Origin of the sequence: Microbacterium sp. bgisy203 (assembly GCF_965345155.1) — a bacterium.
Classification (GTDB): Bacteria; Actinomycetota; Actinomycetes; order Actinomycetales; family Microbacteriaceae; genus Microbacterium.
In genome coordinates this window covers 326401-352985 of sequence record NZ_CBDRLZ010000003.1, presented here as the reverse complement: position 1 = coordinate 352985, position 26585 = coordinate 326401, and the positions used below count along the sequence as shown (strand labels likewise).

Annotated in this window: 21 protein-coding genes and 1 tRNA gene; 8 read left to right on the top strand and 14 right to left on the bottom strand. The window is 69.8% G+C overall.

What is annotated here, in order from left to right; all coding sequences use genetic code 11:
- The first annotated feature begins 61 nt into the window (after window positions 1-61).
- Entirely contained in the window at window positions 62-1906 is a 1845-nt protein-coding gene (locus tag ACRVYW_RS07505; protein WP_431803214.1) for a hypothetical protein, read from the top strand.
- Window positions 1907-1950: 44 nt separating this feature from the next.
- Here ACRVYW_RS07505 and ACRVYW_RS07500 read toward each other — a convergent pair whose 3' ends face one another.
- A complete protein-coding gene (locus tag ACRVYW_RS07500; RefSeq protein WP_431803212.1) occupies window positions 1951-2418 on the bottom strand; it encodes a RidA family protein in 468 nt (155 codons plus the stop codon).
- Window positions 2415-2633, bottom strand: a complete 219-nt coding sequence (locus ACRVYW_RS07495) for a hypothetical protein (RefSeq protein ID WP_431803210.1) — start codon at window positions 2631-2633, stop codon at window positions 2415-2417. Before ACRVYW_RS07495 ends, ACRVYW_RS07500 begins: the two co-directional genes overlap by 4 nt.
- An 86-nt stretch (window positions 2634-2719) precedes the next feature.
- Between ACRVYW_RS07495 and ACRVYW_RS07490 the strand changes: the two genes are divergently transcribed.
- The 4 genes from ACRVYW_RS07490 (at window position 2720) to ACRVYW_RS07475 (ending at window position 7262) form a co-directional block, all read left to right on the top strand.
- Window positions 2720-5338, top strand: coding sequence for a transglycosylase domain-containing protein (locus tag ACRVYW_RS07490; RefSeq protein WP_431803208.1), 2619 nt, complete (start codon window positions 2720-2722; stop codon window positions 5336-5338).
- Window positions 5335-6294, top strand: a complete 960-nt coding sequence (locus tag ACRVYW_RS07485; protein ID WP_431803206.1) for a metallophosphoesterase — start codon at window positions 5335-5337, stop codon at window positions 6292-6294. The genes ACRVYW_RS07490 and ACRVYW_RS07485 overlap by 4 nt, the downstream gene beginning before the upstream one ends.
- A 48-nt stretch (window positions 6295-6342) precedes the next feature.
- A tRNA-Pro gene (locus ACRVYW_RS07480) sits at window positions 6343-6416 on the top strand.
- 81 nt (window positions 6417-6497) lie between these two features.
- The gene (locus tag ACRVYW_RS07475) at window positions 6498-7262 is read left to right on the top strand and encodes an HAD-IIB family hydrolase (protein WP_431803204.1); all 765 of its coding nucleotides are present in this window, start codon (window positions 6498-6500) and stop codon (window positions 7260-7262) included.
- Window positions 7263-7277: 15 nt separating this feature from the next.
- On the opposite strand, the gene ACRVYW_RS07470 is transcribed toward ACRVYW_RS07475, so the two are convergent.
- A complete protein-coding gene (locus ACRVYW_RS07470) occupies window positions 7278-8540 on the bottom strand; it encodes an alpha-hydroxy acid oxidase (protein WP_431803202.1) in 1263 nt (420 codons plus the stop codon).
- Between the two features lie 52 nt (window positions 8541-8592).
- Window positions 8593-9336, bottom strand: coding sequence for a FadR/GntR family transcriptional regulator (locus ACRVYW_RS07465; protein ID WP_431803343.1), 744 nt, complete (start codon window positions 9334-9336; stop codon window positions 8593-8595).
- A gap of 124 nt (window positions 9337-9460) precedes the next feature.
- On the opposite strand from ACRVYW_RS07465, the gene ACRVYW_RS07460 reads away from it, so the two are divergent.
- Window positions 9461-10300 (top strand): DUF1295 domain-containing protein, encoded by an 840-nt coding sequence (locus ACRVYW_RS07460; protein WP_431803200.1) that lies wholly within the window; start codon window positions 9461-9463, stop codon window positions 10298-10300.
- Here the strand turns inward: ACRVYW_RS07460 and ACRVYW_RS07455 are convergent.
- The 4 genes from ACRVYW_RS07455 to ACRVYW_RS07440 all read right to left on the bottom strand — a co-directional run bounded on the left by ACRVYW_RS07455 (window position 10293) and on the right by ACRVYW_RS07440 (window position 15059).
- Window positions 10293-10895 carry a thymidine kinase gene (locus ACRVYW_RS07455; RefSeq protein WP_431803198.1) on the bottom strand — a complete coding sequence of 201 codons (603 nt, stop codon included), beginning with the start codon at window positions 10893-10895 and terminating at the stop codon, window positions 10293-10295. The genes ACRVYW_RS07460 and ACRVYW_RS07455 overlap by 8 nt on opposite strands.
- A 7-nt stretch (window positions 10896-10902) precedes the next feature.
- Window positions 10903-12351: a malate dehydrogenase (quinone) gene (gene mqo / locus ACRVYW_RS07450; protein WP_431803196.1), complete on the bottom strand. Its 1449-nt coding sequence runs from the start codon at window positions 12349-12351 to the stop codon at window positions 10903-10905.
- 125 nt (window positions 12352-12476) lie between these two features.
- Window positions 12477-13550: an aspartate-semialdehyde dehydrogenase gene (locus tag ACRVYW_RS07445; RefSeq protein WP_431803194.1), complete on the bottom strand. Its 1074-nt coding sequence runs from the start codon at window positions 13548-13550 to the stop codon at window positions 12477-12479.
- A gap of 210 nt (window positions 13551-13760) precedes the next feature.
- A complete protein-coding gene (locus ACRVYW_RS07440; protein ID WP_431803192.1) occupies window positions 13761-15059 on the bottom strand; it encodes an aspartate kinase in 1299 nt (432 codons plus the stop codon).
- Between the two features lie 153 nt (window positions 15060-15212).
- On the opposite strand from ACRVYW_RS07440, the gene ACRVYW_RS07435 reads away from it, so the two are divergent.
- A complete protein-coding gene (locus ACRVYW_RS07435) occupies window positions 15213-15701 on the top strand; it encodes a hypothetical protein (RefSeq protein WP_431803190.1) in 489 nt (162 codons plus the stop codon).
- A gap of 41 nt (window positions 15702-15742) precedes the next feature.
- On the opposite strand, the gene recR is transcribed toward ACRVYW_RS07435, so the two are convergent.
- The gene (gene recR / locus ACRVYW_RS07430) at window positions 15743-16336 is read right to left on the bottom strand and encodes a recombination mediator RecR (protein ID WP_431803188.1); all 594 of its coding nucleotides are present in this window, start codon (window positions 16334-16336) and stop codon (window positions 15743-15745) included.
- Between the two features lie 3 nt (window positions 16337-16339).
- Complete coding sequence (locus tag ACRVYW_RS07425; RefSeq protein WP_431803186.1) at window positions 16340-18580, bottom strand: DNA polymerase III subunit gamma and tau; 2241 nt, start codon at window positions 18578-18580, stop codon at window positions 16340-16342.
- 94 nt (window positions 18581-18674) lie between these two features.
- On the opposite strand from ACRVYW_RS07425, the gene ACRVYW_RS07420 reads away from it, so the two are divergent.
- The gene (locus ACRVYW_RS07420; protein WP_431803184.1) at window positions 18675-19775 is read left to right on the top strand and encodes an NAD(P)-binding domain-containing protein; all 1101 of its coding nucleotides are present in this window, start codon (window positions 18675-18677) and stop codon (window positions 19773-19775) included.
- A 54-nt stretch (window positions 19776-19829) separates the two neighbouring features.
- On the opposite strand, the gene ACRVYW_RS07415 is transcribed toward ACRVYW_RS07420, so the two are convergent.
- The 4 genes from ACRVYW_RS07415 to pta form a co-directional block, all read right to left on the bottom strand.
- Window positions 19830-22373 (bottom strand): glycoside hydrolase family 65 protein, encoded by a 2544-nt coding sequence (locus tag ACRVYW_RS07415; RefSeq protein WP_431803341.1) that lies wholly within the window; start codon window positions 22371-22373, stop codon window positions 19830-19832.
- A 29-nt stretch (window positions 22374-22402) separates the two neighbouring features.
- Window positions 22403-23131, bottom strand: coding sequence for an HAD family hydrolase (locus ACRVYW_RS07410; protein ID WP_431803182.1), 729 nt, complete (start codon window positions 23129-23131; stop codon window positions 22403-22405).
- A 90-nt stretch (window positions 23132-23221) separates the two neighbouring features.
- A complete protein-coding gene (locus ACRVYW_RS07405; protein WP_431803179.1) occupies window positions 23222-24415 on the bottom strand; it encodes an acetate/propionate family kinase in 1194 nt (397 codons plus the stop codon).
- Window positions 24412-26565 (bottom strand): phosphate acetyltransferase, encoded by a 2154-nt coding sequence (pta, locus tag ACRVYW_RS07400; RefSeq protein ID WP_431803177.1) that lies wholly within the window; start codon window positions 26563-26565, stop codon window positions 24412-24414. The genes ACRVYW_RS07405 and pta overlap by 4 nt, the downstream gene beginning before the upstream one ends.
- Window positions 26566-26585: the final 20 nt, after the last annotated feature.

The following is a 26585-nucleotide window of genomic DNA, read 5'->3' as shown; positions in this document are numbered from 1 at the left end:
ATACAAGTTTGGACTAAGTCCATACTCAAGAGTCAGGAATGAATCGTCAGGAAGGACCCCCATGCCCCCCACCGCCACATCACGACGTCGGGATCTGATCTCACCCCTCGGCGCTGTGGGCGTGCTGTCCGCCGTCACCGGCCTGATCCTGATGGGTCTGCCGGCGATCGCCAGCGCGGCAGAAACAGAAGCAGACGACGTGCTCATCACGACGACCCTCTCCCACGGGACCGCATCCGCACCGCTCGGCGGTGCTGCCGTGACGGTGCTCTCCGCCGACGGCCTCGATCAGGTCATTGCCACCGGCACCACCTCGGCAGACGGGACCGTGTCCGTCCGCGTACCCGCGACGGACACCAGCTTCATCGCCGAGGCATCCTGGCCCGGAGCTGTCGGCGATCTCCTCGACTCCGCGGCGAGGAGCGAGTTCAACCCCGCGCTCGGGAACTCCGTCACCATCGCGCTCGAGGGCTCATTCGGCGCGATCGACGGGGCTGTCACCGCGACGTCGGATAGCCGCCCGCTCGCCGACCTGTCGGGCTCGAGCGTCACCATTCTCAGCGGTGGGACGGCTGTGCAGCGCGTCGCCGTCGCCGCAGACGGTACTTTCCGATCAGGCTCGTTGCCGACGACGTCCACCGACGACTACAGCATCCGCCTTGACCCGCCCACGGGATTCACGCTCGCGGATGCGCAGCCGTCGGCCAACCCTGCTTTCTCGCTCCCTCGGGGCGAGGTGAGTCCCAGCCTCATCGATTTGACCCGCTCCTTCGCACTCATCTCAGACAGTGCGACGCCGACGCCCACGCCGACGGACACACCCGCACCGACACCGACACCGACACCCACGAGCGCCCCGACACCCACACCAACGGATACACCTGCACCGACACCGACTCAGCCGTCCATCGACCCAGTTCAGCAGCCCCGCATCGCGATCTTTCAGCGCCCCGACAACACCGATCTCACCAACGTCTTCAGCGGTATATCGGAGTCCGAGCTTGCCGCTCTACTGAAGACCGCGGCGAGCACACCGAACAGCACGTTACCTCTCCTCAACGGCTCGGGACAGGCTCTCGGCCTCGCGCAGACCCCGGCTCGGGAGACGGCGGCCGCCACATCCCAGCTGCTGTCACCGGTGATCTCCCACCTGCCGGGGGTGACCGTGAACCAGATCTCGCTCACCGCGTTCGATCTCGAAGGGGCTCTGCTCGCCGTGCAGGACCAGCGCGCACAGCTGCTCGACCAGCAGATCTCCTCACAGATCGCGGATGTGCAGAAGCGTAACGCCCGCGTGGCCACACTCAACGCGGCCGTCACGCCGCTGAACGCATACGTCGCCGCGCCGACCGACGCGTCGCTGGCGGCCGCGATCGCGGCCGCAGGCACGGCCGAGCAGTCGCATGCTTTCCTTTCGGCGACGTCGAACTCCACCGAGGCGAGAACGGCCGCTGTCGAGCTCCTCGCATCGCTGCGCGCCGAACTCGACAGCATCACCAACGCTCAACAGATGGACATGCTGCGACTGGCCGGCCTGACCGACGAACGCCGTGAAGCATTCGATGGCATGTCCTCCCTCTTCAAGAAGATGCAGGACTCGCGGTCATCGATCATCGGCAACATGCGATCGACTCCCGTCTCGATCGGCACTGTGCAATGGGACCGTGGAGCCGTCACCGGCGCCTTCGACCTCGCGGGCGTCGCGGACGGCGCGCACCACCTCATCCTTACGTTCGACGACATCGGCCTCACGGTCATCGCCGAGGTGACCGTGAGGCGCGGTGAACTAGCCGCGACCGGAGGTGAGCTGAGTGCGGCGCTCTGGGTCGGGGCAGCGCTGATCGTGCTGGGAGCGGGCGCGCTGATCGGCTCGTCGCTCCGGGCGCGGCGCAACGTGAGCGTCTGATCCTGCGGCATGCATCGAGGCCGTCGGTGCAGGTGAGGGAGGGCTCACTCCCAGGCGAAGACGACCTCGACCTCGACGGGAGAGTCGAGCGGCAGGACCGGCACCCCGACCGCCGAGCGGGCGTGCCGGCCCTGCTCGCCGAAGATCTCGCCGAGGACCTCGCTCGCGCCGTTGACGACACCGGGCTGACCGGTGAACTCCGGCACCGAGGCCACGAAGCCGGTCACCTTGACGACTCTCACGAGCCGGTCGACGCCGCCGACGGCATCCGCCGCGGCGGCGATCGCGTTGAGCGCGCACTGCCGGGCATAGTCCTTCGCGTCGGATGCCGGGACCAGCGCATGCCCTTCGCCCACCTTGCCGGTCGCCGGGAGCGCCCCCGCGATCATCGGGAGCTGCCCCGACGTGTAGACGAGGTCGCCGTGGACCACGGCGGGAACGTACGCCGCCACCGGCGGAACGACCGGGGGCAGCTCGATGCCGAGCTCTGCGAGCCGCGCCGAGACGCTCATGCCTGGCCCTCGAACTGGCGGGATGCCTGCGCTGCGGCATCCAGGCCGGCGTTGGCCGAGCCGCCGCCGACGGGCCGCTTGAAGTAGGCGACGAGGCCGCCCTCGGGGCCGGTCACCACCTGCACGAGCTCCCAACCCTGCTTACCCCAGTTGTTGAGGATCGCGGCGGTGTTGTGGATTAGCAGCGGCGTGGTGAGGTATTCCCACGTGGTCATACGGAACTCCCGGTATGGTCTCGGCGTGGGGGGCGCGCCCCGGTGCACCGAGGGTTCCCCCAGGGTTCTCCCCTACGATCAAGCCTATGCCTCATGTGAAAAGGACGGCCACCGGCGTGCTCGGCGGCGTGCTCGGTCTCGTCGGTCTCAGCGCCGTCGCCGGCGTGCTGATCAGCGCCACGGTCACCCCCGCGATCGCTGTGACGGGGTACGCGGCATCCAGCGCTGTCGACACGTTCAACAAGCTGCCGGGCTTCCTCGAGATCGACCCGCTGATGTTGCCGACGGAGATCTACCGCAAGGACAGCGCGGGCAACGACGTTCTCATGGCGCAGTTCTACGACCAGAACCGCATTCCGGTGACGTACGACCAGGTCGCCCCCGTCATGTACGACGCGATCATCTCCAGTGAGGACAAGAACTTCTACACGCACGGCGGCGTCGACCTCGTCGGTACGATCAGCGCGCTCGCGGGTAACGCCTCGAGCGGCTCGAACCGCGGAGGCTCCTCGCTCACGCAGCAGTACGTGAAGAACATCCTGCAGCAGAACTGCGAGTCCGAGGCGGCGGGCGACCAGGAGAAGGTGGATGCCTGCTTCACTTCGACGACGGTGAACAAGGGCTCGGCCGGGTACCAGCGCAAGATCCAGGAGATGCGCTACGCGATCCAGCTGGAGAAGGAGTACCCGAAGGAGGACATCCTCGTCGGCTACCTCAACATCACGAACTTCGGCGGGGTGGTCTACGGCATCGGCGCCGCCGCCCAGACGTACTTCGGTGTGAACGCCTCCGACCTCTCGATCGCGCAGGCCGCCACGATCGCCGGCATGGTGCAAGAACCGAACACCCTCCGCATCGACCGGCCGGGCGGCACCACGACGGACAAGGCGGGCAACCCCGTCAACGGCGAGGCGGACGGTTACTCGCTCACGCTCGACCGCCGTAATTACGTGCTGGGACGCATGCTCGAGGACGGCAAGATCTCGCAGGCGGAGTACGACGAGGCCAAGGCCACGCCGATCACCCCGAACATCCAACCCCGCCCGCAGGGCTGCCAGATGGCGACCGGCGCGGAGTTCTTCTGCGAGTACGTCGTGAGCATCGTCAAGAGCGACCCCGCGTTCGGTGAGGACACGGACCAGCGGGCGGCGAACCTTCGCCGCGGCGGCATGAAGATCTACACCACCCTCAACGCCGACCTGCAGCAGAACGCGCTCGACGCGATCTCGGTCGTCCCCGGCAGCGTGCCCTACATGAATCTGGGCGCCTCCGGCGTCCAGATCGAGGTCGGCACGGGACGCGTCCTCTCGATGGTCCAGAACCGCCCCTACTCGACCGACAACGTCGGCGACAACGGCCCGACGACGCAGCTCAACTACAACGTGCGCAAAGCCAACGGCGGCGGCGGCCACTCGGCCGGCTCGACCTACAAGGTGTTCAGCCTCATCAACTGGCTGGAGCAGGGGCACTCCGTCAACGAGACCCTCAACGGCCGCATCGGGACCAAGAAGGTCATCAACTGCGACGGTCAGACCCAGACCGTCAAGACCGCCAACAACACGGACGGCGCGGTCGGCAACTTCGAGAACAACCCCGGCTACAACGGCTCGGTGTACAACTTCACCCGCGACTCGCTGAACTCCGGCTTCATCGCCATGGCGGAGAAGATCTCCGTCTGCAGCACGAACCGCGTCGCGATGAAGCTCGGCGTCATGCGCGACGACGGAACGCCGCTGGACGAGGTGCCGCCGGGCTCGTCGATCTCGCCCAACCAGGCATACAACGTGCTCGGTGACGCGGCGGTTGCGCCGATCGACATGGCCGCCGCGTATGCGTCGATCGCCGCGAACGGCATGCTCTGCAAGCCGAAGGCCATCGACCGCGCCGTCGACGCACAGGGCAACGACATCACCCCGCAGACGACGTGCGAGCGCGTGATGACCGAAGCCGTCGCGTCGACCGCGGCCTACACCCTCGAGGGCGTCATGTCGGGCACCGGTGTCGGCGCGCGGATCGGCGACGGGGTGCCGGTGTTCGGCAAGACCGGCATCCACGAGTACGAGCAGACGTGGATGGATGGCTCGTCCACGAAGGTCACCACGGTCGTCTGGGTCGGCAACGTGAACTCCATCCAGATCAACGGCAAGTGGCAGAACGTCAAGATCGACAAGTACCGCGAGAGCGGGTACCCGCTCTCGCGCATCCGCAACAGCATCTGGCCCAAGATGCAGGGCGCCGCGAACAAGATCTACGGCGGCGACGCGTTCCCCAAGCCCGACACCAGCCTGACCAAGCAGGTCCTCGTCGATCTCCCCTCGGTCATCGGTATGTCGGTCGACCAGGCGACGCAGACGCTCACGACCGCCGGGTTCTCCGTCACGGTCGGCGACGCGGTCGACGGCGTCGAGGCGCCGGGGACGATCGTCCAGCAGGACCCGGGGGCCGGTCGCGTGGCGGGAAGCACGAACGTCACGATCCGCCCGAGCAACGGTCAGGGCGTCGCCGTGCCCGCCGTCAGCGGCGACCCCGTCGCAGCCGTCGCCCAGCTGAAGTCGGCCGGATTCGGTGACGTGAGCGGTCAGTGCACCCAGAAGGACGATGCGCCCGACAAGGGCGTGGTGACCGGCACGAACCCCGCCGCAGGCGCCATCGTCGGCCGTGGATCCGCCATCACGGTCGAGTTCCAAGCGAAGAAGTGCCCGTGAGTCGAGGCTCACACGCCGCCCTCACCACCGCCGCCGCGGTGGGGGCGGCAGGTCTCTCCGCGGCCGTCTGGGGCACGTGCATCGAGCGGTTCCTGTTCACCGTGCGTGAGCACGAGGTCGCGATCCTGCCGCCGGGGTCGGCGCCGCTGACGGTGCTGCACCTCTCCGATGCGCACATGGCGCCCTGGCAGCACGCGAAGCAGACGTGGATCGCCCGCGTCGCCGAGACGGTCCAGCCCGACCTGGTGATCAACACGGGCGACAATCTCGGCCACGCCGACGGACTCCACGGCATCCGTCGTGCCTTCGCGCCGCTTCGCGGTGTGCCGGGCTTCTTCGTGCACGGCTCGAACGACGTCGTCGGCCCGTCGGCCCGGAACCCGCTGAAGTACTTCCGCGGCCCCTCCCAGCGCCACGCCGACGTCGACCTGCTCGACACGGCGGCGATGGATGCCTACTTCACCGACGACCTCGGTTGGACGGACCTCGACAACACGGCGGCGTCGGTGACGGCAGCGGGTCTGCGCGTCGACGGCTTCGGCGTCGACGACGCGCACCGCGACTGGGATGACCTCGCCGCGCTGCCCGACCGCCTCGCCGCCCTCCGTCGGCGTCCGATGTTCGGCCGCGCGGATGCAGCGGCCGTCACGCTCGGCGTCACGCATGCGCCCTACCGCCGCATCCTCGACGGCTTCGTCGACCTCGGAGCCGACATGATCTTCGGCGGCCACACGCATGGCGGCCAGGTGCGGATCCCCTTCTCCCCCTCGGCGCTCGTCGCGAACTGCGACATCCCGCTCGATCAGGCGCGCGGGCTCAGCACCTGGTCGCACGGCGGACGCACCGTCCCTCTCAACGTCTCGGCCGGACTCGGCCACTCGATCTATGCGCCCGTGCGCTTCGGGTGCCGCCCCGAGGCATCCGTCCTCGTCCTGCGCGCGCGCGAATCGGCGTGACTCGATTCGGTATGTGCGCCGTGACGGGGTAGACTCGGAGGGTTGCCACGGGGTGTGGCGCAGCTTGGTAGCGCGCGTCGTTCGGGACGACGAGGCCGCAGGTTCAAATCCTGTCACCCCGACAGCAGAAGGGCTCCGCCGGAGAGATCGGGCGGAGCCCTTCTTCTCGGCATAGTCGCGCCGCGATCCCCGAACGGAGACCGATGTCCACTCCCCGCCTCGTCGCCTTCGACCTCGACGACACCCTCGCGCCGTCGAAGAGCGCGATCGACCCGCGGATCGGCGAGTTGCTAGTCGCCCTCGCGGCGCGGGTCGAGGTCGCGATCATCTCCGGTGGACAGCTCGGCCAGTTCACGGCGCAGGTCGTCGACCGCCTGCCGCAGGCGAGCGACGAGGTCTTGGCCCGCATGCACCTGCTGCCCACGTGCGGCACGCAGTACTACCGCCTGACCCCCGCCGGCATCGAGACCGTCTACGCCCGGTCGCTTACGGACGACCAGAAGCAGCGCGCGCTGGCGGCCGTGGAGGAGGAAGCCCGGCGGCTGGGCCTGTGGGAGTCGGAGACGTGGGGCGAGATCCTCGAGGACCGCGGCTCGCAGATCACCTTCTCGGCGCTCGGTCAGTCCGCGCCCGTCGACGCCAAGAGCGCCTGGGACCCGACCGGTGAGAAGAAGAACGCCCTGCGGGATGCCGTCGCGGCCCGCGTCCCCGACCTCGAAGTCCGCTCGGGCGGGTCGACGTCGGTGGACATCACCGAGCGCGGGATCGACAAGGCGTACGGCATGCGACAGCTCGCGGAGCAGACCGGCATCGCGCTCGACGACATGCTGTTCGTCGGCGACCGCCTCGACGAGCACGGCAACGACTACCCCGTGCTCGCGATGGGGGTCGCGTGCCAGGCTGTCGAGGGCTGGCCCGACACGGCGGAGTTCCTCGAGCGACTCATCCCGACGCTTCCGGCGCGCTGACGCCGCGCCTGGTCGTCAGCTCTCGGTGCGCGCCGCGGCGCCGACGCCGGGCACCGGGGTGAGGCGCTGCAGCTGCGTCACGTGGCGCGGTTCGAGCTCGTCGAGCGTCGAGACGCCGAGGAGCTTCATGGTCCGCTCGACTTCCGACCGCAGGATCTCGATCGTCCGGTCGACGCCGCGCCGTCCGCCCGCCATGAGCCCGTACAGGTAGGCGCGGCCGATGAGGGTGAACTTCGCCCCGAGGGCGACGGCGGCGACGATGTCGGCCCCGTTCATGATGCCCGTGTCGATCATGACCGTGGCATCCTTCCCGACCTCGCGGACGACCTCCGGGAGCAGCCGGAACGGGATGGGCGCGCGGTCGAGCTGTCGCCCGCCGTGGTTCGACAGCACGATCCCGTCGACGCCGAGGTCGATCAGCCGCTTCGAGTCCTCGAGGTTCTGCACGCCCTTCACGACGATCTTCCCCGGCCACATCGAGCGGATGACGTCGAGGTCCTCGTAGCTGATCGTCGGGTCCATCGCCCCGTCGATGAGCTCGCCGACGGTGCCGCCGGTCGTCGTGAGAGACGCGAACTCGAGCTTCGGCGTCGTGAGGAAGTCGATCCACCACCACGGCCGCGGGATCGCGTTGACGATCGTGCCGACGGTGAGCTGCGGCGGAATCGAGAAGCCGTTGCGCTTGTCGCGCAGGCGCGCACCGGCGACCGGCGTGTCGACGGTGAACATGAGGGTGTCGAAGCCTGCCGCGGCGGCGCGCCCCACGAGACCGTACGAGATGTCGCGATCGCGCATGACGTACAGCTGGAACCAGTTGCGCCCGTGCGGATTCGCGGCACGGACGTTCTCGATCGACGTCGTGCCGAGGGTCGACAGGGTGAAGGGGATGCCGGCGGCTCCCGCCGCGCCTGCGCCGGCGACCTCGCCCTCGGTCTGCATGAGGCGGGTGAACCCCGTGGGCGCGATGCCGAAGGGCAGCGCGGAGCGGCCGCTCAGGATCTCCAGCGAGGTGTTCACGCTCGTCGCGGGGCGCAGGATGTCGGGGTGGAACTCGACATCCTCGAAGGCCTGCCGTGCCCGCTCGATCGAGATCTCACCCTCGGCCGCGCCGTCGGTGTAGTCGAACGCGGCCTTGGGTGTGCGGCGCTTCGCGATCTTCCGGAGGTCCGCGATCGTGAGGGCACCGTCGAGGCGTCGCTTCACGGCATCCAGCTCGGGCTTCTTGAACTGCATGAGCTCGAGCAGTTCGGGGATCTTCGGCAGCTGACGCTGGACCATGCGGTGTCGTCCTTCGGTGGCGGTTCGGTGGCGATTCGGTGGAGGGTGGGGGTCAGGCGTCGGTGGGCATCGGCAGCCCCGCGTCGGCGTAGTACCCGGTGATGTGCGAGCGCACGAGGCTGCGCGCTGCCTCGGCATCCCCGCGATCGATCGCGGCGAGGATGTCGGCGTGCTCGTGGCGCAGGCGCTCACCGGTCGTGCCCCAGTCGGGGATGCGGTCGGCGCCCGAGCGGATGTAGCTCTCGATCGTGGTGCGCAGGCCCGCCATCGTCGCCGAGACGACGACGTTGCCCGCCGCCTCGGTGAGTCGCAGGTGGAACTGCGAGTCGAGGGAGAGGAACTCCTCGATGGTCACGTCGGGGTGGTCCATCGCGGCGAGGGTCGCGCGCGCGTCGGCGAGGTCGGTGTCGGAGAGGCCGGCGAGGTGGGCGACCGCCCACTCTTCGAGCAGGAGCCGCGTCTCGTAGACGTCGGGGATCGGAAAGCCCTGCGCGGCGACCTGGAGGCGCAGCAGTTGGGCGAGACCGCCCTGCGGGGTCGCGGTGACGATGGCGCCCGCCGTCGGTCCGGATCCGGTGGCCGTACGGATGAGGCCCATGACCTCGAGCACGCGCAGCGCCTCGCGGACGCTCGACCGGCCCACACCGAGGGTCGCGGCGAGTTCGCGTTCGGGAGGCAGGCGGTCCCCCGGACCGAGCGTCCCTTCGAGGAGGTCGTTCTCGATCTTCTCGAGCACGACGCGCCAGGCGCGCGCGGGCGTCGGCGCCGGCTTCTCGGCGTCGCCGGTCTCCGTGATCGTCACGTCCGTCATCTTTGTCCTCTCGATGGTCCGACCACGCTAGCACCTGTGGTCCGACCGCCGACCGCGCCGGAGGTGCGCGATACGATGTTGAAACGATACAGCACTCTACGCTGAACGCATGGATCCGCTCGTCATCGTGCTCATCGTCGCTGCGGTCGCGTCCGTGTGCGCGTGGATCGCCTCTCTCGTGACGAAGGACACGTCGTGGGTCGATCGGCTGTGGTCGGTCGTCCCGGTCGTCTACGTGTGGATCTTCGCGATCGCCGGCATCGTGCGGAGCGAGGATGCCGCCCGGCTGCTCATCATGGCGGTGCTCGTGACCCTCTGGGGTGCACGACTGACGTTCAACTTCGCGCGCAAGGGCGGCTACACCGGCGTCGAGGACTACCGCTGGGCGGTCCTGCGCGGGCGGATGAAGCCCTGGCAGTTCCAGATCTTCAATCTGCTCTTCATCGTCCTGTATCAAATGGCGCTCCTCGTGCTCATCACCCTCCCCGCCTACGTCGCGTTCCTGCACCCCTCGCCGCTGACTGGATGGGATGTCCTCTTCGCGGCCCTGTTCCTGACGTTCCTCGTCGGCGAGACGATCGCCGACCAGCAGCAGTGGGACTTCCACCAGGCGAAGAAGCGCGGCGAGGCCGAGGGTTTCCTCTCCTCGGGCCTGTTCGCGTACAGCAGGCATCCCAACTTCTTCTGCGAGCAGGCGCAGTGGTGGATGTTCTACGCGCTCGGCGCGAGCGCCGCCGTCGGCGACGGGCTCGGTTTCTGGGGCGGCGTCGTGAATCCGTCGATCGTCGGGGCGGTGCTCCTGACGGTGCTGTTCATCGGTTCGACCATCTTCACCGAGTCGCTCTCCGCGGCGAAGTACCCCGCCTACGCGCAGTATCAGCGCACGACGTCGATGCTCGTACCGCTCCCCCCTCGCCGCCGAGAAGAGGCGGGCAGCGCGCTCAGCTGAGGCGGCCGCCGGAGGCGAGCAGGTAGTCCTGCGCGCAGAGCGACTCGTAGGTGACCTGATCGTGGTCGAGGTCGTCGATGGCGACCTGGTCGCCGTCGAAGACGAACCGGCCTCCGACCAGCCGGGCGTTGAAGAGCGCCTTGCGTCCGCAGCGGCAGATCGTCTTCAGTTCCTCGAGGCTGTGCGCGATCTCCAGCAGGCGCGCGGAGCCGGGGAACGCGTGGGTCTGGAAGTCGGTGCGGATGCCGTAGGCGAGCACCGGGATGCCGTCCTCGACGACGAGGCGCAGGAGATCGTCGACCTGCGACGGCGAGAGGAACTGCGCCTCGTCGATCAGCAGGCAGGCGACCGAGCCGATGTACCGCGCACCGTGCTGGGCGACGAGCGAGCGCACGTCGTCACCCGCGCCGATGAGGAAGTCGACGTCGCGCTCGACGCCGAGGCGGCTCGAGATCTTCTCGGCGCCCTTGGTGTCGATGGCGGGCTTGGCCAGCAGCACGTGCTGCCCTCGCTCCTCGTAGTTGAACGCGGCTTGCAGAAGCGCCGTCGACTTGCCGGAGTTCATCGCCCCGTAGCGGAAGTAGAGCTTCGCCACGAGAGCCTCAGAGCGCGATGGAGAGCGCGTCGGCGGTGATCGCCATCTCCTTCTTCGCGACCTCGGGGCGATCGTTCAGCGTCTCGCCGTAGCTCGGGATCAGCTCACGCAGCTTCGGCTCCCACTCCGCGGTGCGGTCGGGGAAGCACGTCTTCAGGAGACCGAGCATGATGGATGCCGCGGTCGACGCGCCGGGCGACGCGCCGAGCAGCCCCGCGATCGAGCCGTCGGCTGCCGCGACGACCTCGGTGCCGAACTTGAGCTGCCCCCCGTGCATGACCTGGGCGCGCTGGCCCGCGTTGAGGAGCTCCCAATCGGCATCCTTCGCCGTGGGCATGAACTCGCGCAGGCTGTCGACCTTGCGCTTGTGGGTCTTGGCGAGCTCGGAGACGAGGTACTTCACCAGGTCGAGGTTCGTGGCCCCGACCTTCAGCATGCTGAAGAGGTTCGACGGACGCACCTGCGCGATGATGTCCCACCAGTGCCCGTTCTTCAGGAACTTGGGGCTGAACGTCGCGAACGGGCCGAACAGCAGCGAGGTCTCGCCGTCGACGACGCGCGTGTCGAGGTGCGGCACCGACATCGGCGGGGCGCCGACCGCGGCCTGCGAGTACACCTTCGCCTTGTGGCGGGCGACGATCGCCGGGTTGGACGTCTTCAGCCACTGGCCGCCGATCGGGAAGACGCCGTAGCCCTTGATCTCGTCGATGCCCGACGACTGCAGCAGCTTGATGGCCCAGCCGCCCGCGCCGACGAAGACGAACCGCGCGTTCAGCTCGCCCGGCGTGCGGCCGAGGGAGTGCCGGTACGACACCTTCCAGGTGCCGTCCTTCTGCTTGCGGAGCTTCTTGGCCTCGATGTTCGTGAGGACATCGACGCCCTGCTCACCGAGGTGCGCGAGGAGCTGACGGGTGAGCGAGCCGAAGTCGACGTCGGTGCCCGCCGTCACACGGGTCGCCGCGAACGGCTCGTCCGCCTTGCGGCGCTTGTCCATGAGCAGCGGTGCCCACTCGTTGATGACGCGCGAGTCCTCGGAGTACTCGATCGTCGAGAAGAGCGGCTGCTTCTTGAGCGTCTCGTAGCGGGCCTTCAGGTAGGCGACGTCCTTCTCGCCCCGGACGAACGTCATGTGCGGCGTCGGGTTGATGAACGTCTTCGGCGCGTCGAGGACACCCCGCTCGACGAGCGAGGTCCACAGCTCCCGGCTCTCCTGGAACTGCTCGTTGATGCCGACGGCCTTCGCCGGGTCGGACGGGTCGGGCATGTAGTTGAGCTCGCACAGGGCCGAGTGGCCGGTGCCGGCGTTGTTCCACGCGTTGGAGGACTCCTCGGCGACCTCGCTGAGACGCTCCAGCACCACGATCTTCCAGTCCGGCTGGAGGTGCTTGAGCAGGGTTCCGAGGGTGGCACTCATGATGCCACCGCCGATCAGGACGACGTCTACGGGTTCACTCACGATGTCCCAGTCTAGGCCGCGTTTCCGGAGAGGATCGACGTCCGCGGCATCCACGCGCGTCAAGGATCGAACTTCTTGCCCCTCCGTGAAGCTTGGCCCCGTGAGGACCGAGTCCGCCGGGATCCTCAGGCGGCGTGTGCGCCGAGGCGGGCTGCGACGAGCTCGGCGATCTGCACGGCGTTGAGCGCAGCGCCCTTGCGGAGATTGTCGTTCGAGAGGAACAGCACGAGGCCCTTGCCCTCGGGTGCCGACTGGTCGACGCGGATGCGGCCCACGAAGCTCGGGTCCGCACCGGCGGCCTGCAGGGGCGTCGGCACCTCTTCGAGGGCGACGCCGGGGGCGGACGCCAGGATCTCGCGCGCCTGGTCGGGCGTGATGTCGCCCGCGAACTCGGCGTGGATCGACAGCGAGTGACCAGTGAAGACCGGAACGCGCACGCAGGTGCCGGCGACCCGGAGGTCCGGGAGCTCGAGGATCTTCCGCGACTCGTTCCGGAGCTTCTTCTCCTCGTCGGTCTCGTTCAGACCGTCGTCGACGAGGTTGCCGGCGAACGGGATCACATCGAACGCGATCGGCGCGATGTACTTCTCGGGCTGGGGGAAGTCCACCGCCGATCCGTCGTGGACGAGGTCGAGCGTGTGGTTCTGCGCGAGGACGCCCTCGACCTGGCCGAGGAGCTCCTGCGCACCGGCGAGGCCGGAGCCCGAGACCGCCTGGTAGGTGCTCACGATGAGGCGCTCGAGGCCCGCGGCGTCGTGCAGCGGCTTGATGACGGGCATCGCGGCCATCGTCGTGCAGTTCGGGTTCGCGATGATGCCCTTCGGGAGGTCGTCGATCGCATGCGGGTTGACCTCGCTGACGACGAGGGGGACCTCGGGGTCCATGCGCCAGGCGGAGGAGTTGTCGATGACGACGGCGCCCGCCTCCGCGAAGCGCGGGGCGTGCGCGCGCGAGCCGGTCGCTCCCGCGGAGAAGAGGGCGATGTCGATGCCGCGCGGGTCGGCGGTCGCGACGTCTTCGACGATCACGGTCTCGCCGCCGAACTCGATCGCCTGGCCGGCGCTGCGAGCCGTGGCGAACAGGCGCAGCTCGCGGATCGGGAACGACCGCTCGGCGAGGATCTCGCGCATCACGGTGCCGACCTGTCCGGTCGCGCCGACGACGGCGACAGTGAGTCCTGAATCGGAGATGCGGGTCATGGCGGGTCCTCGAAGTGGGGTCGGGTGGGTGCGGGCGGTGTGGTGCGCGGGTTGTCGGTGAGTCTACTGGCGTGCGCGGCGGGAGGGGCTGGCGCGAGATCTTCGGAGATCCTCGGTTCTTCGGAGGTTTTCGCGCCGGAACGTCCGAAGAACGCCCGATCTCCGAAGAACGCGCGCGGCGCGGAGCCCCGCGAAAGGGTGAAGGATGCCTCAGCGGCCGGTGCCGGCGTACACGGTCGCCTCGATCTCGCCGTCGAGGCCGAACGCACTGTGCACGACGCGCGCCGCCTCGGCGAGGTCGTCGCCGCGGACGACGACCGAGATGCGGATCTCGGAGGTCGAGATCATCTCGATGTTCACGCCCGCCGTCGACAGCGCCTCGAAGAGCGTCGCCGAGACCCCCGAGTGGGTGCGCATGCCCGCACCAACGACCGACAGCTTGCCGATCTGGTCGTCGTGGACGAGGCTCTCGAATCCGATCGAGGGCTGCTCGCCGGCCAGGGCGCGCAGGGCCGTCGAGGCATCCGACTTCGGCAACGTGAACGAGATGTCGGTGCGCCCGGTCGCTGCGGCCGAGACGTTCTGCACGATCATGTCGACGTTCGCGCCGCTCTTGGCGACGACGGAGAAGATCTCGGCGGCCTTGCCGGGCACGTCCGGCACACCGATGACCGTGATCTTCGCCTGCCCCAGGTCGGTGGCGACACCGGCGACGATGGGTTCTTCCATGGCGGTCTCCTCTGACGTGGCCGCGATCGCGGCCGGAACGGACATCCCGGCGCCGAGCACGAAGGTGCCCTGGCTGAGGCTGAAGGTGGAGCGGGCGTTGATCATGACGCCGTGGCGGCGCGCGTACTCGACGGCGCGGATGTAGAGGACCTTGGCGCCGTTCGCGGCGAGTTCGAGCATCTCCTCGGCGGAGATCACGCTCAGTTTGCGGGCCCGCGGGACGACCCGCGGATCGGCCGTGAAGATGCCGTCGACGTCGCTGTAGATCTCGCACACGTCGGCATCCAGCGCCGCCGCGAGGGCGACGGCGGTCGTGTCCGACCCGCCGCGGCCGAGGGTGGTCACGTCCCGCGTGTCGCGGTTGAAGCCCTGGAACCCCGCGACGATGACGATCGCGCCCTCGTCGAGCGCCTCGCGCAGACGCACCGGAGTGACATCGACGATCCGCGCCGCGCCGTGAGTGGCGTCGGTGATCATGCCCGCCTGGCTGCCGGTGAACGAGCGCGCCTCGAAGCCCATCGAGTGGATGGCCATCGCGAGGAGCGCCATCGAGATGCGCTCCCCCGAGCTCAGCAGCATGTCGAGCTCGCGCGGGGCGGAGATGGGCGCCACCTGGTGGGCGAGGTCGAGGAGCTCGTCGGTCGTGTCGCCCATCGCCGACACGGCGACGACGACGTCGTGTCCGGCGCGACGGGTGTCGACGATGCGCTTGGCGACGCGCTTGATACTCTCGGCGTCGGCGACGGACGAGCCGCCGTACTTCTGGACGATCAGCGCCACGTGTGGAACTCCGATGAAGGCGGGAGGAGAGGGGGCGGCGGGATGCCGCGCCGAGCGCGATCGGGCGCTCCGCGCACCATTCTAGGGACGCGCGCATTCGCACCCGACCATGTGACGCTCGCCGGCGCAGGTGGGTCCCGCTACGATCCGAGAATGGATGCCGCGGAGGGCTGGCACGACTTCGATGTCGCGATGGTGGGGGCGACTTCCGCTCTCGCAGGTCTCGTCATCGTCGCCGCGAGCGTGAACATCGGTTACATCGTCAAGGTTCCCTCGCTCACGTCTCGACTGGGTTCCGGCATCGCCGGTCTGGTCCTGGCGCTCACGGCCTCGGCGGTGGGCCTCTTCCCGGGCATCTCGTCGCTCGCCTACGGCGTGACCGTCGCCGTCGCCGCGGTGCTCGCGCTGGTCTTCCCGGTCGAGGCGACCCGGCGGGTGTACCAGAATCCGGATCACACGCATAGGGCGCGACCGGTGAAGGCGGGCGTGGGTTTCGTCGCGCCGCTGGCATATCTCGTCGGCGCGGTGCTGCTCATCGCCGGAGCGCCGTCCGGTTACGTGCTCTTCGCAGCCGGGTCGATCCTCGCGATCATCGCGGCGCTCATCATCTCGTGGGTCGTGCTGGTCGAAGTGCTGCGCTGAGGTCTCGGATCGCTGAGGCCTCGGATCGCGCGGGTCGCGCCTCAGATGCTCCGTCGCCCCTCGAAGGCCCGGCCGAGCGTGACCTCGTCGGCGTACTCGAGGTCGCCGCCGACGGGCAGGCCCGAGGCGAGGCGGGTCACCCGGATCTCGAGCGAGTGCAGCAGTCGGCTGAGGTAGGTCGCCGTCGCCTCGCCCTCGAGATTCGGGTTGGTCGCGAGGATGACTTCCTGCACGGTGCCGTCGGCGAGGCGCTGCATGAGCTGGGTGATGCGGAGGTCGTCGGGACCGACGCCCGCGATCGGGCTGATCGCGCCGCCGAGCACGTGGTAGAGGCCCCGGAACTCGCGCGTGCGCTCGATCGCGGAGACGTCCTTCGCATCCTCGACGACGCAGATGAAGGTCTGGTCGCGGCGGGGGTCACGGCAGATGGCGCACCGCTCCTGCTCGCTGACGTTGCCGCAGATCTCGCAGAAGCGCACGCGCTCGCGGAGTTCGCCGAGCAGCTGCGACAGGCGCGTCACGTCGAAGGTCGGGGTCTGCAGGATGTGGAACGCGATGCGCTGCGCCGACTTCGGGCCGATGCCGGGAAGGCGGCCGAACTCGTCGATCAGGTCTTGGACGATGCCGTCGTACATGGACTAGTTGAACCTCGTGGGGGTCGCGTGCGGCTCTTCGCGCACGAACGTCGCGCCGAGGACCTGGCGGACGACGGACTCGCCGACCCTCTCGATGCCGTTCGTGCGCGGGGCGCGCGCCGCCGGCGCGACGGGAGCGGCATTCTCGCGCGCGACGGGGGCGCGCGGCGGCACGGGGGCGTCGTCGTCGGGCGGCGGAGGCGCGTCGTCCTCGTCGGGCGGGACGTCGGCGTCGGGGATGATCTCGCCGTCGCGATCGGGAAGAGCCGTGCGGGTGAGGGTCAGGGTGCCCGCGGGGGCGGCCGCGTCCTCGGGCTCGTCGTCGACCGCGAACTGCGGGGCGGGACCGTCGCCGGCGGGGATGGCCGCGACGGCCCATTCGGTCACGGGCGCCGCCGCGGCCTGCGCGGGGCCCGGGGAGGAGGGGCGAGCGGAGGATGCCGGAGGTCCGCCCGGCGAGCCGGTTGCGGGCGCGGCCGCGCTCCCGCCGCGGGTGGCGCCGCCCGACGCGGGGCCCCGGTCGTTTCCGGGGCGGGCGGCCTCGGCGTGCACTGCGGGCTCGGCCGGTGCCGTGCCGCGCGGATCAGGGTCTTCCGAGTCGGCGGAGGCGTGCCCGTCGCCCTCCCCACCCGCGGAACGGCCGGCGTCGGGCTCGTGACGGGCGACGTACTTCACGCGCACGCCGAGCACGGCGAGGATCGCGCCGCGGAGGTCTTCGCTCGGCCCCTTGCCTGCGGCGAGCTTCTTGAACGCGGCGACGTCGGCCTGACTCGGGAAGCCGAGTGTGAGGACGTCGTCGGCGTAGGCGAGCGGGGTCGCCGTCGAGGCGAGGAGCCACGAGGTGCGGCTGACGGCTTCGAGCTGCTGGAGGACGGCCGGCCATGCGTCGCGCACCTGCGCGACGGTGAGCGGCCCCGCGGGAGGAGTGGGCTCGGGTGCGGCGGGGCTCGGAGATATGGCGGGGCTCGGAGATGTGGGGGGCGTCTCGATGTGCTGCGCTCGCGGGACGGGCGGTGTTGCGGGCGTCTCGACTCGCTGCGCTCGCTCAACGACCGGGGTGGGCGGGGTAGCGACGGGGGCGGCGAGGGCGGCGGGCGTTTCGACTCGCTGCGCTCGCTCGACGACCGGGGTGGCGGGGGCGGCGGAAGCCGACGCGAGCACGCGCGCGACGAGGAGCTCGAGCTGCAGGCGCGGCGAGGTCGCGCCCGACATGTCGTCGAGGGTGCCGACGACGAGGTCGGCGATGCGCGAGAGCCGGTCGGCGCCGAAGGCGGCGGCCTGCCGCATCATCCGTTCGAGTTCGTCGGCAGGCATCCCGCGCAGAACGGACGCGGCCCCCTCCCCCGTCGCGGCGATGACGATGAGGTCGCGGAGCCGCTCGAGCAGGTCGTCGACGAACCGGCGCGGGTCCTGGCCGGTCTGCACGACACGGTCGACGGCGGCGAAGGCCGCGGCCGGGTCGTGGGCCGCGAACGCCTCGACGACCTCGTCGAGAAGCTCGGCGTGCGTGTAGCCGAGGAGGGCGACGGCGCGCTCGTACGTGACAGCGCCGTCCTCGGACCCGGCGATCAGCTGGTCGAGGAGCGACAGGGTGTCACGGGGCGACCCGCCGCCGGCGCGGACGACGAGCGGCAGCACCCCCGCCTCGACCTGCACGCCCTCCTGCGCGCACAGCTCTTCGACGTACGCGAGCATGGCGGCGGGTGCGACGAGGCGGAACGGGTAATGGTGGGTGCGCGAGCGGATCGTGCCGATGACCTTCTCGGGCTCGGTCGTCGCGAAGATGAACTTGACGTGGTCGGGCGGCTCTTCGACGAGCTTCAGCAGGGCGTTGAAGCCCTGCGGCGTGACCATGTGCGCCTCATCGAGGATGAAGATCTTGAAGCGGTCGCGCGCGGGCGCGAATATCGCACGCTCGCGCAGGTCGCGGGCGTCGTCGACGCCGTTGTGGGAGGCCGCGTCGATCTCGACGACATCGAGCGACCCGCCGCCGCCGCGCCCGAGCTCGACGCAGCTGTCGCAGACGCCGCACGGGGTGTCGGTGGGGCCTTCGGCGCAGTTCAGGCACCGCGCGAGGATGCGCGCCGAGGTCGTCTTGCCGCACCCGCGCGGACCGCTGAACAGGTACGCGTGACCGACCCGGTCGCCGCGGAGCGCGGTCATGAGCGGATCGGTGACCTGGGACTGCCCGATCATCTCGCCGAAGCTCTCGGGCCGGTAGCGGCGGTACAGGGCTGTGGTCACGAGATCCAGCCTACGGCGTACCTCCGACATCGCGGCGGGAAGGGTGGGGACGGATGCCGGGAACACCCGGGAACCCCGCCCGGTTGGACCCGACGTGAGCCCGCACCCCGTCGACGTCGCCGTCATCGGCGCCGGGCAGGCGGGGCTCTCGGCCGCCTACCACCTGCGCCGCCGCGGCTTCATCCCCGCCGGAACCACGTCGCCGGCAGACTCCGACGCGCCGACCTACGTCGCGCTCGACGCCGACGCCGCGCCCGGCGGCGCGTGGCAGCACCGGTGGGCGTCGCTGAAGATGGCGACGGTCAACGGCATCCACGAGCTGCCGGGGTTCCCCGTGCCGCCGGCCGATCCCGAGGCATCCGCGCGCGACGTGCTGCCCGCCTACTTCGCCGCGTACGAGGAGAGGTTCGACCTGCGGGTGCGCCGGCCCGTCGAGGTACGCGCCGTCCGGCGCAGGGACGACGCGCAAGACGAACCGCACGGGCGTCTGCTCGTCGAGACCGACACGGACACCTGGTCGGCGCGTTACGTCATCAACGCGACCGGCACGTGGCGGCGCCCGTTCTGGCCGCACGTCCCGGGCGCCGAGACGTTCCGCGGTCGGCAGCTGCACGTCCACGACTACGTGTCGGCACAGGAGTTCGCCGGTCAGCGCGTCGTGATCGTGGGGGCGGGGATCTCCGCGGTGCAGCTGCTCGACGAGATCTCCCGCGTCGCCGATACCTTCTGGGTGACCCGGCGAGAAGTGCGGTGGGATGCCACGGAGTTCGACACCGCGGCGCGGATCGCCGCGATCGCGGGCGTCGAGGAGCGCGTCCGGCGCGGCGAGCCGCCCGGGAGCGTCATCTCCGTCACCGGCCAGCACCGCACGGCGTGGTCCGAGGCGGCGCGCGAGCGGGGCGTGCTGGTGCGGCATCCGATGTTCACCGCGATCGAGCCGGACGGCGTCCGGATGCCGGACGGCTCGCTCGAACAGGCCGACGTGATCCTCTGGGCGACGGGGTTCCGCGCCGACATCCGCCACCTCGCGCCTCTCGGCCTTCGGACCGAAGCCGGCGGCATCCGCGTCGCGAACGGGCGCGCCCTCGACGAGCCGCGCCTCTTCCTCATCGGCTACGGCCCGTCGCAGTCGACCGTCGGGGCCAACCGCGCCGGCCGCGACGCAGTGCGCGCGATCGTGGCCGACGGCGACTGAGCGCGCGCCCTGATCTCGCGAGCGGAGGGAGAGCGATCAGCAGAGGGGAGCGCGTCAGCTGTCGACGCCGAGGTTGCCTTCCTCGCGGCCGCCCTCGACGACCGAGATCGAGCCGGTGATCACCGGGATCGCCGTCGTGTTGGTCGAGATGGGGACGGATGCCGACAGCAGCGTGCCGTCCTCGCGGAGCGACTCGCCGATGTCGTCGAGCGTCGGGCGCCCCCGCAGCACCGGCCCCTGACCGGCGAGCGGCACGGTGACCATTCCGCCGCCGGTGACCTCGTACTCGCGGCCGCGCACCGAGAACTCCACCGGCTCGCCCTCGCCCGCCTCGACCGTGAGCGCGTCGCGCGTGATGGTCACCTGCAGGCGCGTGCCGCGCCAGCCGATCGGGTACGACAGCGACGGCCAGTCCTTCGGCAGGCGCGGGTCGAACGACAGCAGGCCGTAGTGGTCGCGCATGCCGCCGAAGCCGGCGACGAGCGCCGTCCACACACCGCCCGCCGAGGCGACGTGCACGCCGTCGGCCGCGTTGTGATGGAGGTCGCCGAGGTCGACGTAGATCGACTGCGCGAAGTACTCGAGGGCGAGCCCCTGGTAGCCGACCTCCGCCGCGAGGATCGACTGCACGACGGCGGACAGCGTCGAGTCGCCCGTCGTGAGCGGATCGTAGTACTCGAAGTCGGCGAGCTTCTCCTCGTCGGTGAAGTGGTTGCCCTGCAGATACAGCGCGAGCACGACGTCGGCCTGCTTGAGCACCTGGTAGCGGTAGATCACGAGCGGGTGGAAGTTCAGGAGCAGCGGACGCTGCTCGGGCGGGGTGGACTCGAGGTCCCAGACCTCGCGCTCGAGGAAGACCGCGTCCTGCGGATGGATGCCGAGGGCCTCGCTGTACGGGATGTGCATCGCGGTCGCGGCGGCATCCCAGGCATCCGCCTCACCGTCTCCGAGGCCGAGGCGCTGCGCCATGAGGGCGTACTCCTCGGGTGCCTCCTCGGCCATCTCGCGGACGACCCGCGCCGCGAAGCGCAGGTTGTAGCGGGCCATGACGTTCGTGAAGAGGTTGTCGTTGACGACCGTCGTGTACTCGTCGGGACCGGTGACGCCGTGGATGTGGAAGACCTCGGGAGCGCCGTCTTCGTTGTAGCGCCAGAAGCCGAGCGTCGACCACATGCGCGCCGTCTCGACGGCGATGTCGACGCCCTCGCGGTAGAGGAACTCGTCGTCGCCGGTCGCACGGACATACTTGCCGAGCGCGAAGCTCACGTCGGCGTTGATGTGGTACTGCGCCGTGCCGGCGGCGTAGTAGGCGGATGCCTCTTCGCCGTTGATCGTCCGCCACGGGAAGAGGGCGCCGGCTTCGTTCAGCTGGGCCGCGCGCTTGCGCGCCGCGGGAAGCATGAGATACCGCATCCGAAGGGCGTTCCGCGCCCACTGCGGGGTCGTATAGATGAGGAACGGCAAGACGTAGATCTCGGTGTCCCAGAAGTAGTGACCGCTGTAGCCCGATCCCGACACGCCCTTGGCCGGCACGCCGTGGCCGTCGGCGCGGGCCGCGGCCTGCGCGAGCTGGAACAGACACCAGCGGGTCGCCTGCTGCAGGTCGTCGTGGCCGCCGATGACGACGTCGGAGCGCTCCCAGAAGTCGGCGAGGAACGCGCTTTGCCGGTCGTACTGGCGCTGCACGCCCTCGGCTTCGACGCGGTCGAGGGTGCGGCGGGCGCGGTCGACGAGCTCGCGGGCGGGCACGCCGCGCGACGTGTGGTAGCTGACGAGCTTCGTGACCGTGATCGGCACGCCTGCCTTCGCCTGCACGCGGAAGACGTTCTTGGCGATGTCGGGCTCGATGAGGGTGCGCGCCGAGTACTCGTTCTCGGTCTCGATGAGGTGGTCGGCGACGAGCGCCATCGTCATGCCCGACTCGGTGGCCTTGTACGACAGCGCGGAACGCTCGCCGTCCTGCCAGTACTCCTGCGGCTGGAGGACGCGCTCCTGGATCTTCTCGGCCTTGCGCGGATCGAAGCCCGAGCGCGGCTTGTGCGGGGCACGACCGCCGTAGACGTCTTCGCCGTCCTGCCGGTTGATGAGCTGGCAGCTGATCGTCACGGGCGCGTCGGCGTTGAGCACCGTCACGGTGACCCGCATGATCGCGAGGTGCTTCTCTTCGAACGACACCATCCGGTCGAAGTCGAGGACGACGTCCTTGCCGCTCGGGGTGACCCATCGGACGTGGCGGGACAGGATGCCCGAGCGCATGTCGAGGACGCGCTCGTACTCGCGGATGTCGGCGATGTCGAACGAGAGCGGCTCGTCGTCGACGTAGACGCGCATGACCTTGGCATCGGGCGCATTGATGATCGTCTGGCCGACCTCGGCGAAGCCGTACGCCTGCTCGGCGTGGCGGATCGGGAAGACCTCGTGGAACCCGTTGATGAAGGTGCCGTGCTCGTGCGCGTCGCGGCCTTCGGGCTGGTTGCCGCGCAGGCCCAGGTAGCCGTTGCCGAGGGCGAAGAGCGTCTCGGTGACGCCGGTGTCGTCGAGCGACGGGCGCGTCTCGACGAGGCGCCACGGATCGACGGGGAAGCGCTGGCGGTCCATCGGGTCCATCCCTTCGGTCAGTGCCCGGATCATGCGACGAACGCGCCGAGGTCGTTGACGACGATGTTCGCGCCGAGATCGAGGAGGGCCTGCGCGCCGGCGCCGCGGTCGACGCCGACGACGAGCGCGTAGCCCGCCGCGGCCGCCGAGGCGACACCGGAGTGGGCGTCTTCGAATGCCGCACCGCGGGTCGGGTCGACGCCCAGCATGCGGGCACCCTCGAGGAACATGTCCGGCGCGGGCTTGGAGCGGAGCTGCTCGCGGGCGGCGACGACGCCGTCCATGACGACGGGGAAGTAGGCGCGGATGCCGGCGGCGGTCAGCACCTCTTCGGCGTTCTTGGAGCTCGAGACGACGCCGATCGGGGTGCCGGCGCCGTGCAGCTGCTGGATGAGCGCGAGGGAGCCCGGGTACGGGGCGATGCCCTCGGTCCGCAGGACAGACGAGAACACCTCGTTCTTGCGGTTGCCGATGCCGCATACCGTGTCGGCAGTCGGCGGATCGGACGGATCACCCCACGGTACCTCGACGTCGCGCGAGCGCAGGAGGCTCGCGACGCCCTCGTAGCGCTGTTTGCCGTCGAGGTACCGGTAGTAGTCGTCGTCGGTGTAGGGCGGGGGGATGTCCCACTGTGCGAACAGTTCGGTGAACATCGTCCGCCAGGCGTGCATGTGCACCTCGGCGGTCGGCGTCAGCACTCCGTCGAGGTCGAAGAGCACACCGTCGTAGGTCGTGAGGTCGGGAAGCTCAGCGGTCACCCTGCAAGCGTAGTCGCGAGGTGTGTCCGGCGTGTATCGCCCGGCCCCCGTCACGGCGTGCACGCCCGCGTCACGGCGTGCGCGCCCCCGTCACTGCGTGCGCGCCACCTCGAGGGTCTGGCGGGCGATCTCGAGCTCTTCGTTCGTCGGGACGACGAGGACCGTCACGGGCGAGTCATCCGTCGAGATGACGCGCGTGCCGCGCTCGCGGGCCTCGTTCCGAGCGGGGTCGAGGTGGATGCCGGCGAACCCGAGCGTCTCGGTGGCCGCCCGGCGCACGAGCGGCGAGTTCTCGCCGACGCCCGCCGTGAACGAGATCACGTCGACGCCGCCCAGCTGTGCCAGGTACGCGCCGATGTACGCCCGCAGCCGGTGGATGTACACGTCGAAGGCGAGCGTGGCGTCGGCATCCCCCGCCTCGTGGCGCTCCTCGACGTCGCGCATGTCGCTCGCCCCCGCGAGACCGAGCATGCCGCTGCGCGTGTTGAGGAACCGGTCGAGCTCCACGGGCGACCATCCCTCGCGCTGCGCGAGGACGAGGAGCACCGACGGATCGAGATCGCCCGAGCGCGTTCCCATGACGAGGCCCTGGAGCGGGGTCAGGCCCATCGAGGTGTCGACGGATCTGCCGCCGTCGATCGCGGTCGCCGACGCGCCGTTGCCGAGGTGCAGCACGATCTGTCTGAGCCCGGCGAGCGGACGTCCGAGGAAGCGTGCGGCCTCTTCGCTGACGTACTTGTGGCTCGTTCCGTGGAAGCCGTAGCGGCGGATGCGGTGCTTCTCGGCGACGTCGCGATCGATCGCGTAGGTGTATGCCGCGGGGGGCATGCTCTGGTGGAACGCGCTGTCGAACACGGCGACGTGCGGCACGTCGGGGAAGGCCGCCCGCGCCGCCTTGATGCCCTGCAGCGCGCCGGGGTTGTGGAGCGGCGCGAGCAGCGACAGCTCGTCGATGTTGATCTCGACGAGCGGCGTGATGAGCGTCGGCTCGAAGAAGCGCGCGCCGCCCTGGACGACGCGGTGGCCGACCGCGACGGGGGCGAGGGCCTCGAGCGACGGCCCGTGCTCGGCGAACGCGTCGAGCATCACCTGGAATCCCGCCGTGTGGTCGGGGATCGGGACCTCGGCCGTGAAGGAGCCCTCCGCCGTCTTGTGCTTCGAGGCGCCGATCGGCTCGCCGATGCGCTCGACGAGACCGGAGGCCAGGGCCTCGGCGGTCTCCACCTCGATCAGCTGGTACTTGAATGACGAAGAGCCGCTGTTGATGACCAGGACGACGCTCATGCGGAGGCTCCCTCGGTTCCCGTCGACTGCGCTTGGATCGCAGTGATCGCGATCGTGTTGACGATGTCGTCGACGAGCGCGCCGCGCGACAGGTCGTTGATGGGCTTGTTGAGGCCCTGGAGGACCGGCCCCATCGCGATCGCCCCCGCGGAGCGCTGCACCGCCTTGTAGGTGTTGTTGCCGGTGTTGAGGTCGGGGAAGACGAAGACCGTCGCGCGGCCCGCGACCTGGGAATCGGGCATCTTGGTGCGCGCGACCGCGGCATCCGCCGCCGCGTCGTACTGGATCGGTCCCTCGACGAGGAGCTCCGGCGCCCGCTCGCGCACGAGCGCCGTCGCCTCGCGCACCTTGTCGACGTCTTCGCCGGTGCCCGACTCGCCCGTCGAGTACGACAGCATCGCGATGCGGGGCTGGATGCCGAACTGCTGCGCCGTCGCTGCGGACGAGATCGCGATGTCGGAGAGCTGGCCCGCGGTCGGGTCGGGGATGACGGCGCAGTCGCCGTAGACGAGCACGCGGTCGGCGAGCGCCATGAGGAAGACGCTCGAGACGACGGAGACGCCCGGACGGGTCTTGATGATCTCGAACGCCGGACGGATCGTGTGGGCCGTCGTGTGCGCGGCGCCCGAGACCATGCCGTCGGCGAGGCCCAGGTGCACCATCATCGTGCCGAAGTACGACACGTCGGTCACGGTGTCGGCGGCCTTCTCGTACGTGACGCCCTTGTGCTTGCGGAGCTCGGCGTACTCGCGCGCGAACCGGTCGACCGTCTTCGGGTCGAAGGGGCTCATGACTGTCGCGGCGGACAGATCGAGGCCCAGTTCGACGGCGCGGCCGCGCACCTCGCTCTCCTCGCCGAGGATCGTGAGGTCGGCGATGCCGCGGGCGAGGACGGTGGCCGCCGCCTTCAGCACGCGGTCGTCGTTCCCTTCGGGCAGGACGATGCGCTTGCGCGACGTGCGGGCACGCTCGAGCAGCTGATACTCGAACATCAGCGGCGTCACGACGGCCGAGTGGGCGAGGCCCAGCGAGCGCGTGAGCTCGTCGGTGTCGACGTTCTGCTCGAAGAGGGTGACCGCCGTGTCCTGACGGCGCTGCGACGAGGCGGTGAGGCGGCCGCGGGTGCCCATCACGCGTACCGCGGTGTCGTACGTGTCGAGATCGGTCTGCACGATCGGCAGCGGCGAGTCGAGCCCGACCATGAGCGTCTCGACGACCGACGGCAGCGGGAAGGGTCCGTTGAGGATGATGCCCGAGATCGACGGGAACGTGCCCGAGGAGTTGGCGAGGAGGAGGCCCAGCAGCACTTCGGTGCGGTCGGCGGGGACGATCACGATCGCTCCCTCGGCCAGGCGCGGGAGGATGTTGTTGAGCGACATCCCCGCGACGACGACGTCGAGGACCTCGCGGTTCAGGAGGCTCTCGTCCCCCCGCAGCAGCCGGCCGTCGAGGCTCAGCATGAGGTCGCGCACCGACGGCGCCATGAGGAAGACGTCCTCGGGGATCGCCCAGACCCCGACGGGGGCCTCGCGCGTGCCGTCGACGGCGGGGGCCGTGGCGACGACCTCGCCGACCGCCGCGTTGATCTCGTCAAGGCGCTCGGGGTCGGCGCGGTTCGTGATGACCGCGAACAGCTCCGCGCGCTGGCCGGTGATGTCGGTGAGGGCGAGCTCCATCACCTGGCCGAGCTGCTCGGGGGTCCGCGCGACGCTCACGCCCAGCCGGTCGCCCTCCCCCGCGCGGCCGTTCAGGACGACGAGGACGGGGGCGCCGAGGTTCGCGGCGATCCTGGCGTTGTAGCCGAGCTCGCTCGTCGTGCCGACGTCGGTGAAGTCGCTGCCGACGATGACGACCGCGTCGCACTTGGCCTCGACGGCTTTGAACCGCTCCACGATCTTCGACATCGCGGCATCCGCATCGCGCCGCACCTCGTCGTATGTGACGCCGACGCACTCCTCGTATGTCAGGTCGACGCCGACGTGGTCGAGGAGCATCTCGAGGACGTAGTCGCGCTCGTCGGTCGAGCGCGCGATGGAGCGGAAGACGCCGACCCGCGGGATCGAGCGGGTCAGGGCGTCGATGACGCCCAGCACGATGGTGGACTTGCCCGACAAGCCCTCGGTCGAGGTGATGTAGATGCTGCGTGCCACCCCGCCAGCCTACGGGCGCG

Excerpts from the sequence above, each read along its gene's own strand:
- ACRVYW_RS07460 (WP_431803200.1), top strand. The coding sequence starts at position 9,461 with ATGGATCCGCTCGTCATCGTGCTCATCGTCGCTGCGGTCGCGTCCGTG.
- ACRVYW_RS07470 (WP_431803202.1), bottom strand. The coding sequence starts at position 8,540 with ATGGTCCAGCGTCAGCTGCCGAAGATCCCCGAACTGCTCGAGCTCATG.
- ACRVYW_RS07435 (WP_431803190.1), top strand. The coding sequence starts at position 15,213 with ATGGATGCCGCGGAGGGCTGGCACGACTTCGATGTCGCGATGGTGGGG.
- ACRVYW_RS07500 (WP_431803212.1), bottom strand. The coding sequence starts at position 2,418 with ATGAGCGTCTCGGCGCGGCTCGCAGAGCTCGGCATCGAGCTGCCCCCG.
- ACRVYW_RS07445 (WP_431803194.1), bottom strand. The coding sequence starts at position 13,550 with ATGACCCGCATCTCCGATTCAGGACTCACTGTCGCCGTCGTCGGCGCG.
- ACRVYW_RS07405 (WP_431803179.1), bottom strand. The coding sequence starts at position 24,415 with ATGAGCGTCGTCCTGGTCATCAACAGCGGCTCTTCGTCATTCAAGTAC.
- ACRVYW_RS07495 (WP_431803210.1), bottom strand. The coding sequence starts at position 2,633 with ATGACCACGTGGGAATACCTCACCACGCCGCTGCTAATCCACAACACC.
- ACRVYW_RS07505 (WP_431803214.1), top strand. The coding sequence starts at position 62 with ATGCCCCCCACCGCCACATCACGACGTCGGGATCTGATCTCACCCCTC.
- ACRVYW_RS07475 (WP_431803204.1), top strand. The coding sequence starts at position 6,498 with ATGTCCACTCCCCGCCTCGTCGCCTTCGACCTCGACGACACCCTCGCG.
- recR (WP_431803188.1), bottom strand. The coding sequence starts at position 16,336 with ATGTACGACGGCATCGTCCAAGACCTGATCGACGAGTTCGGCCGCCTT.
- ACRVYW_RS07415 (WP_431803341.1), bottom strand. The coding sequence starts at position 22,373 with ATGGACCGCCAGCGCTTCCCCGTCGATCCGTGGCGCCTCGTCGAGACG.
- ACRVYW_RS07490 (WP_431803208.1), top strand. The coding sequence starts at position 2,720 with ATGCCTCATGTGAAAAGGACGGCCACCGGCGTGCTCGGCGGCGTGCTC.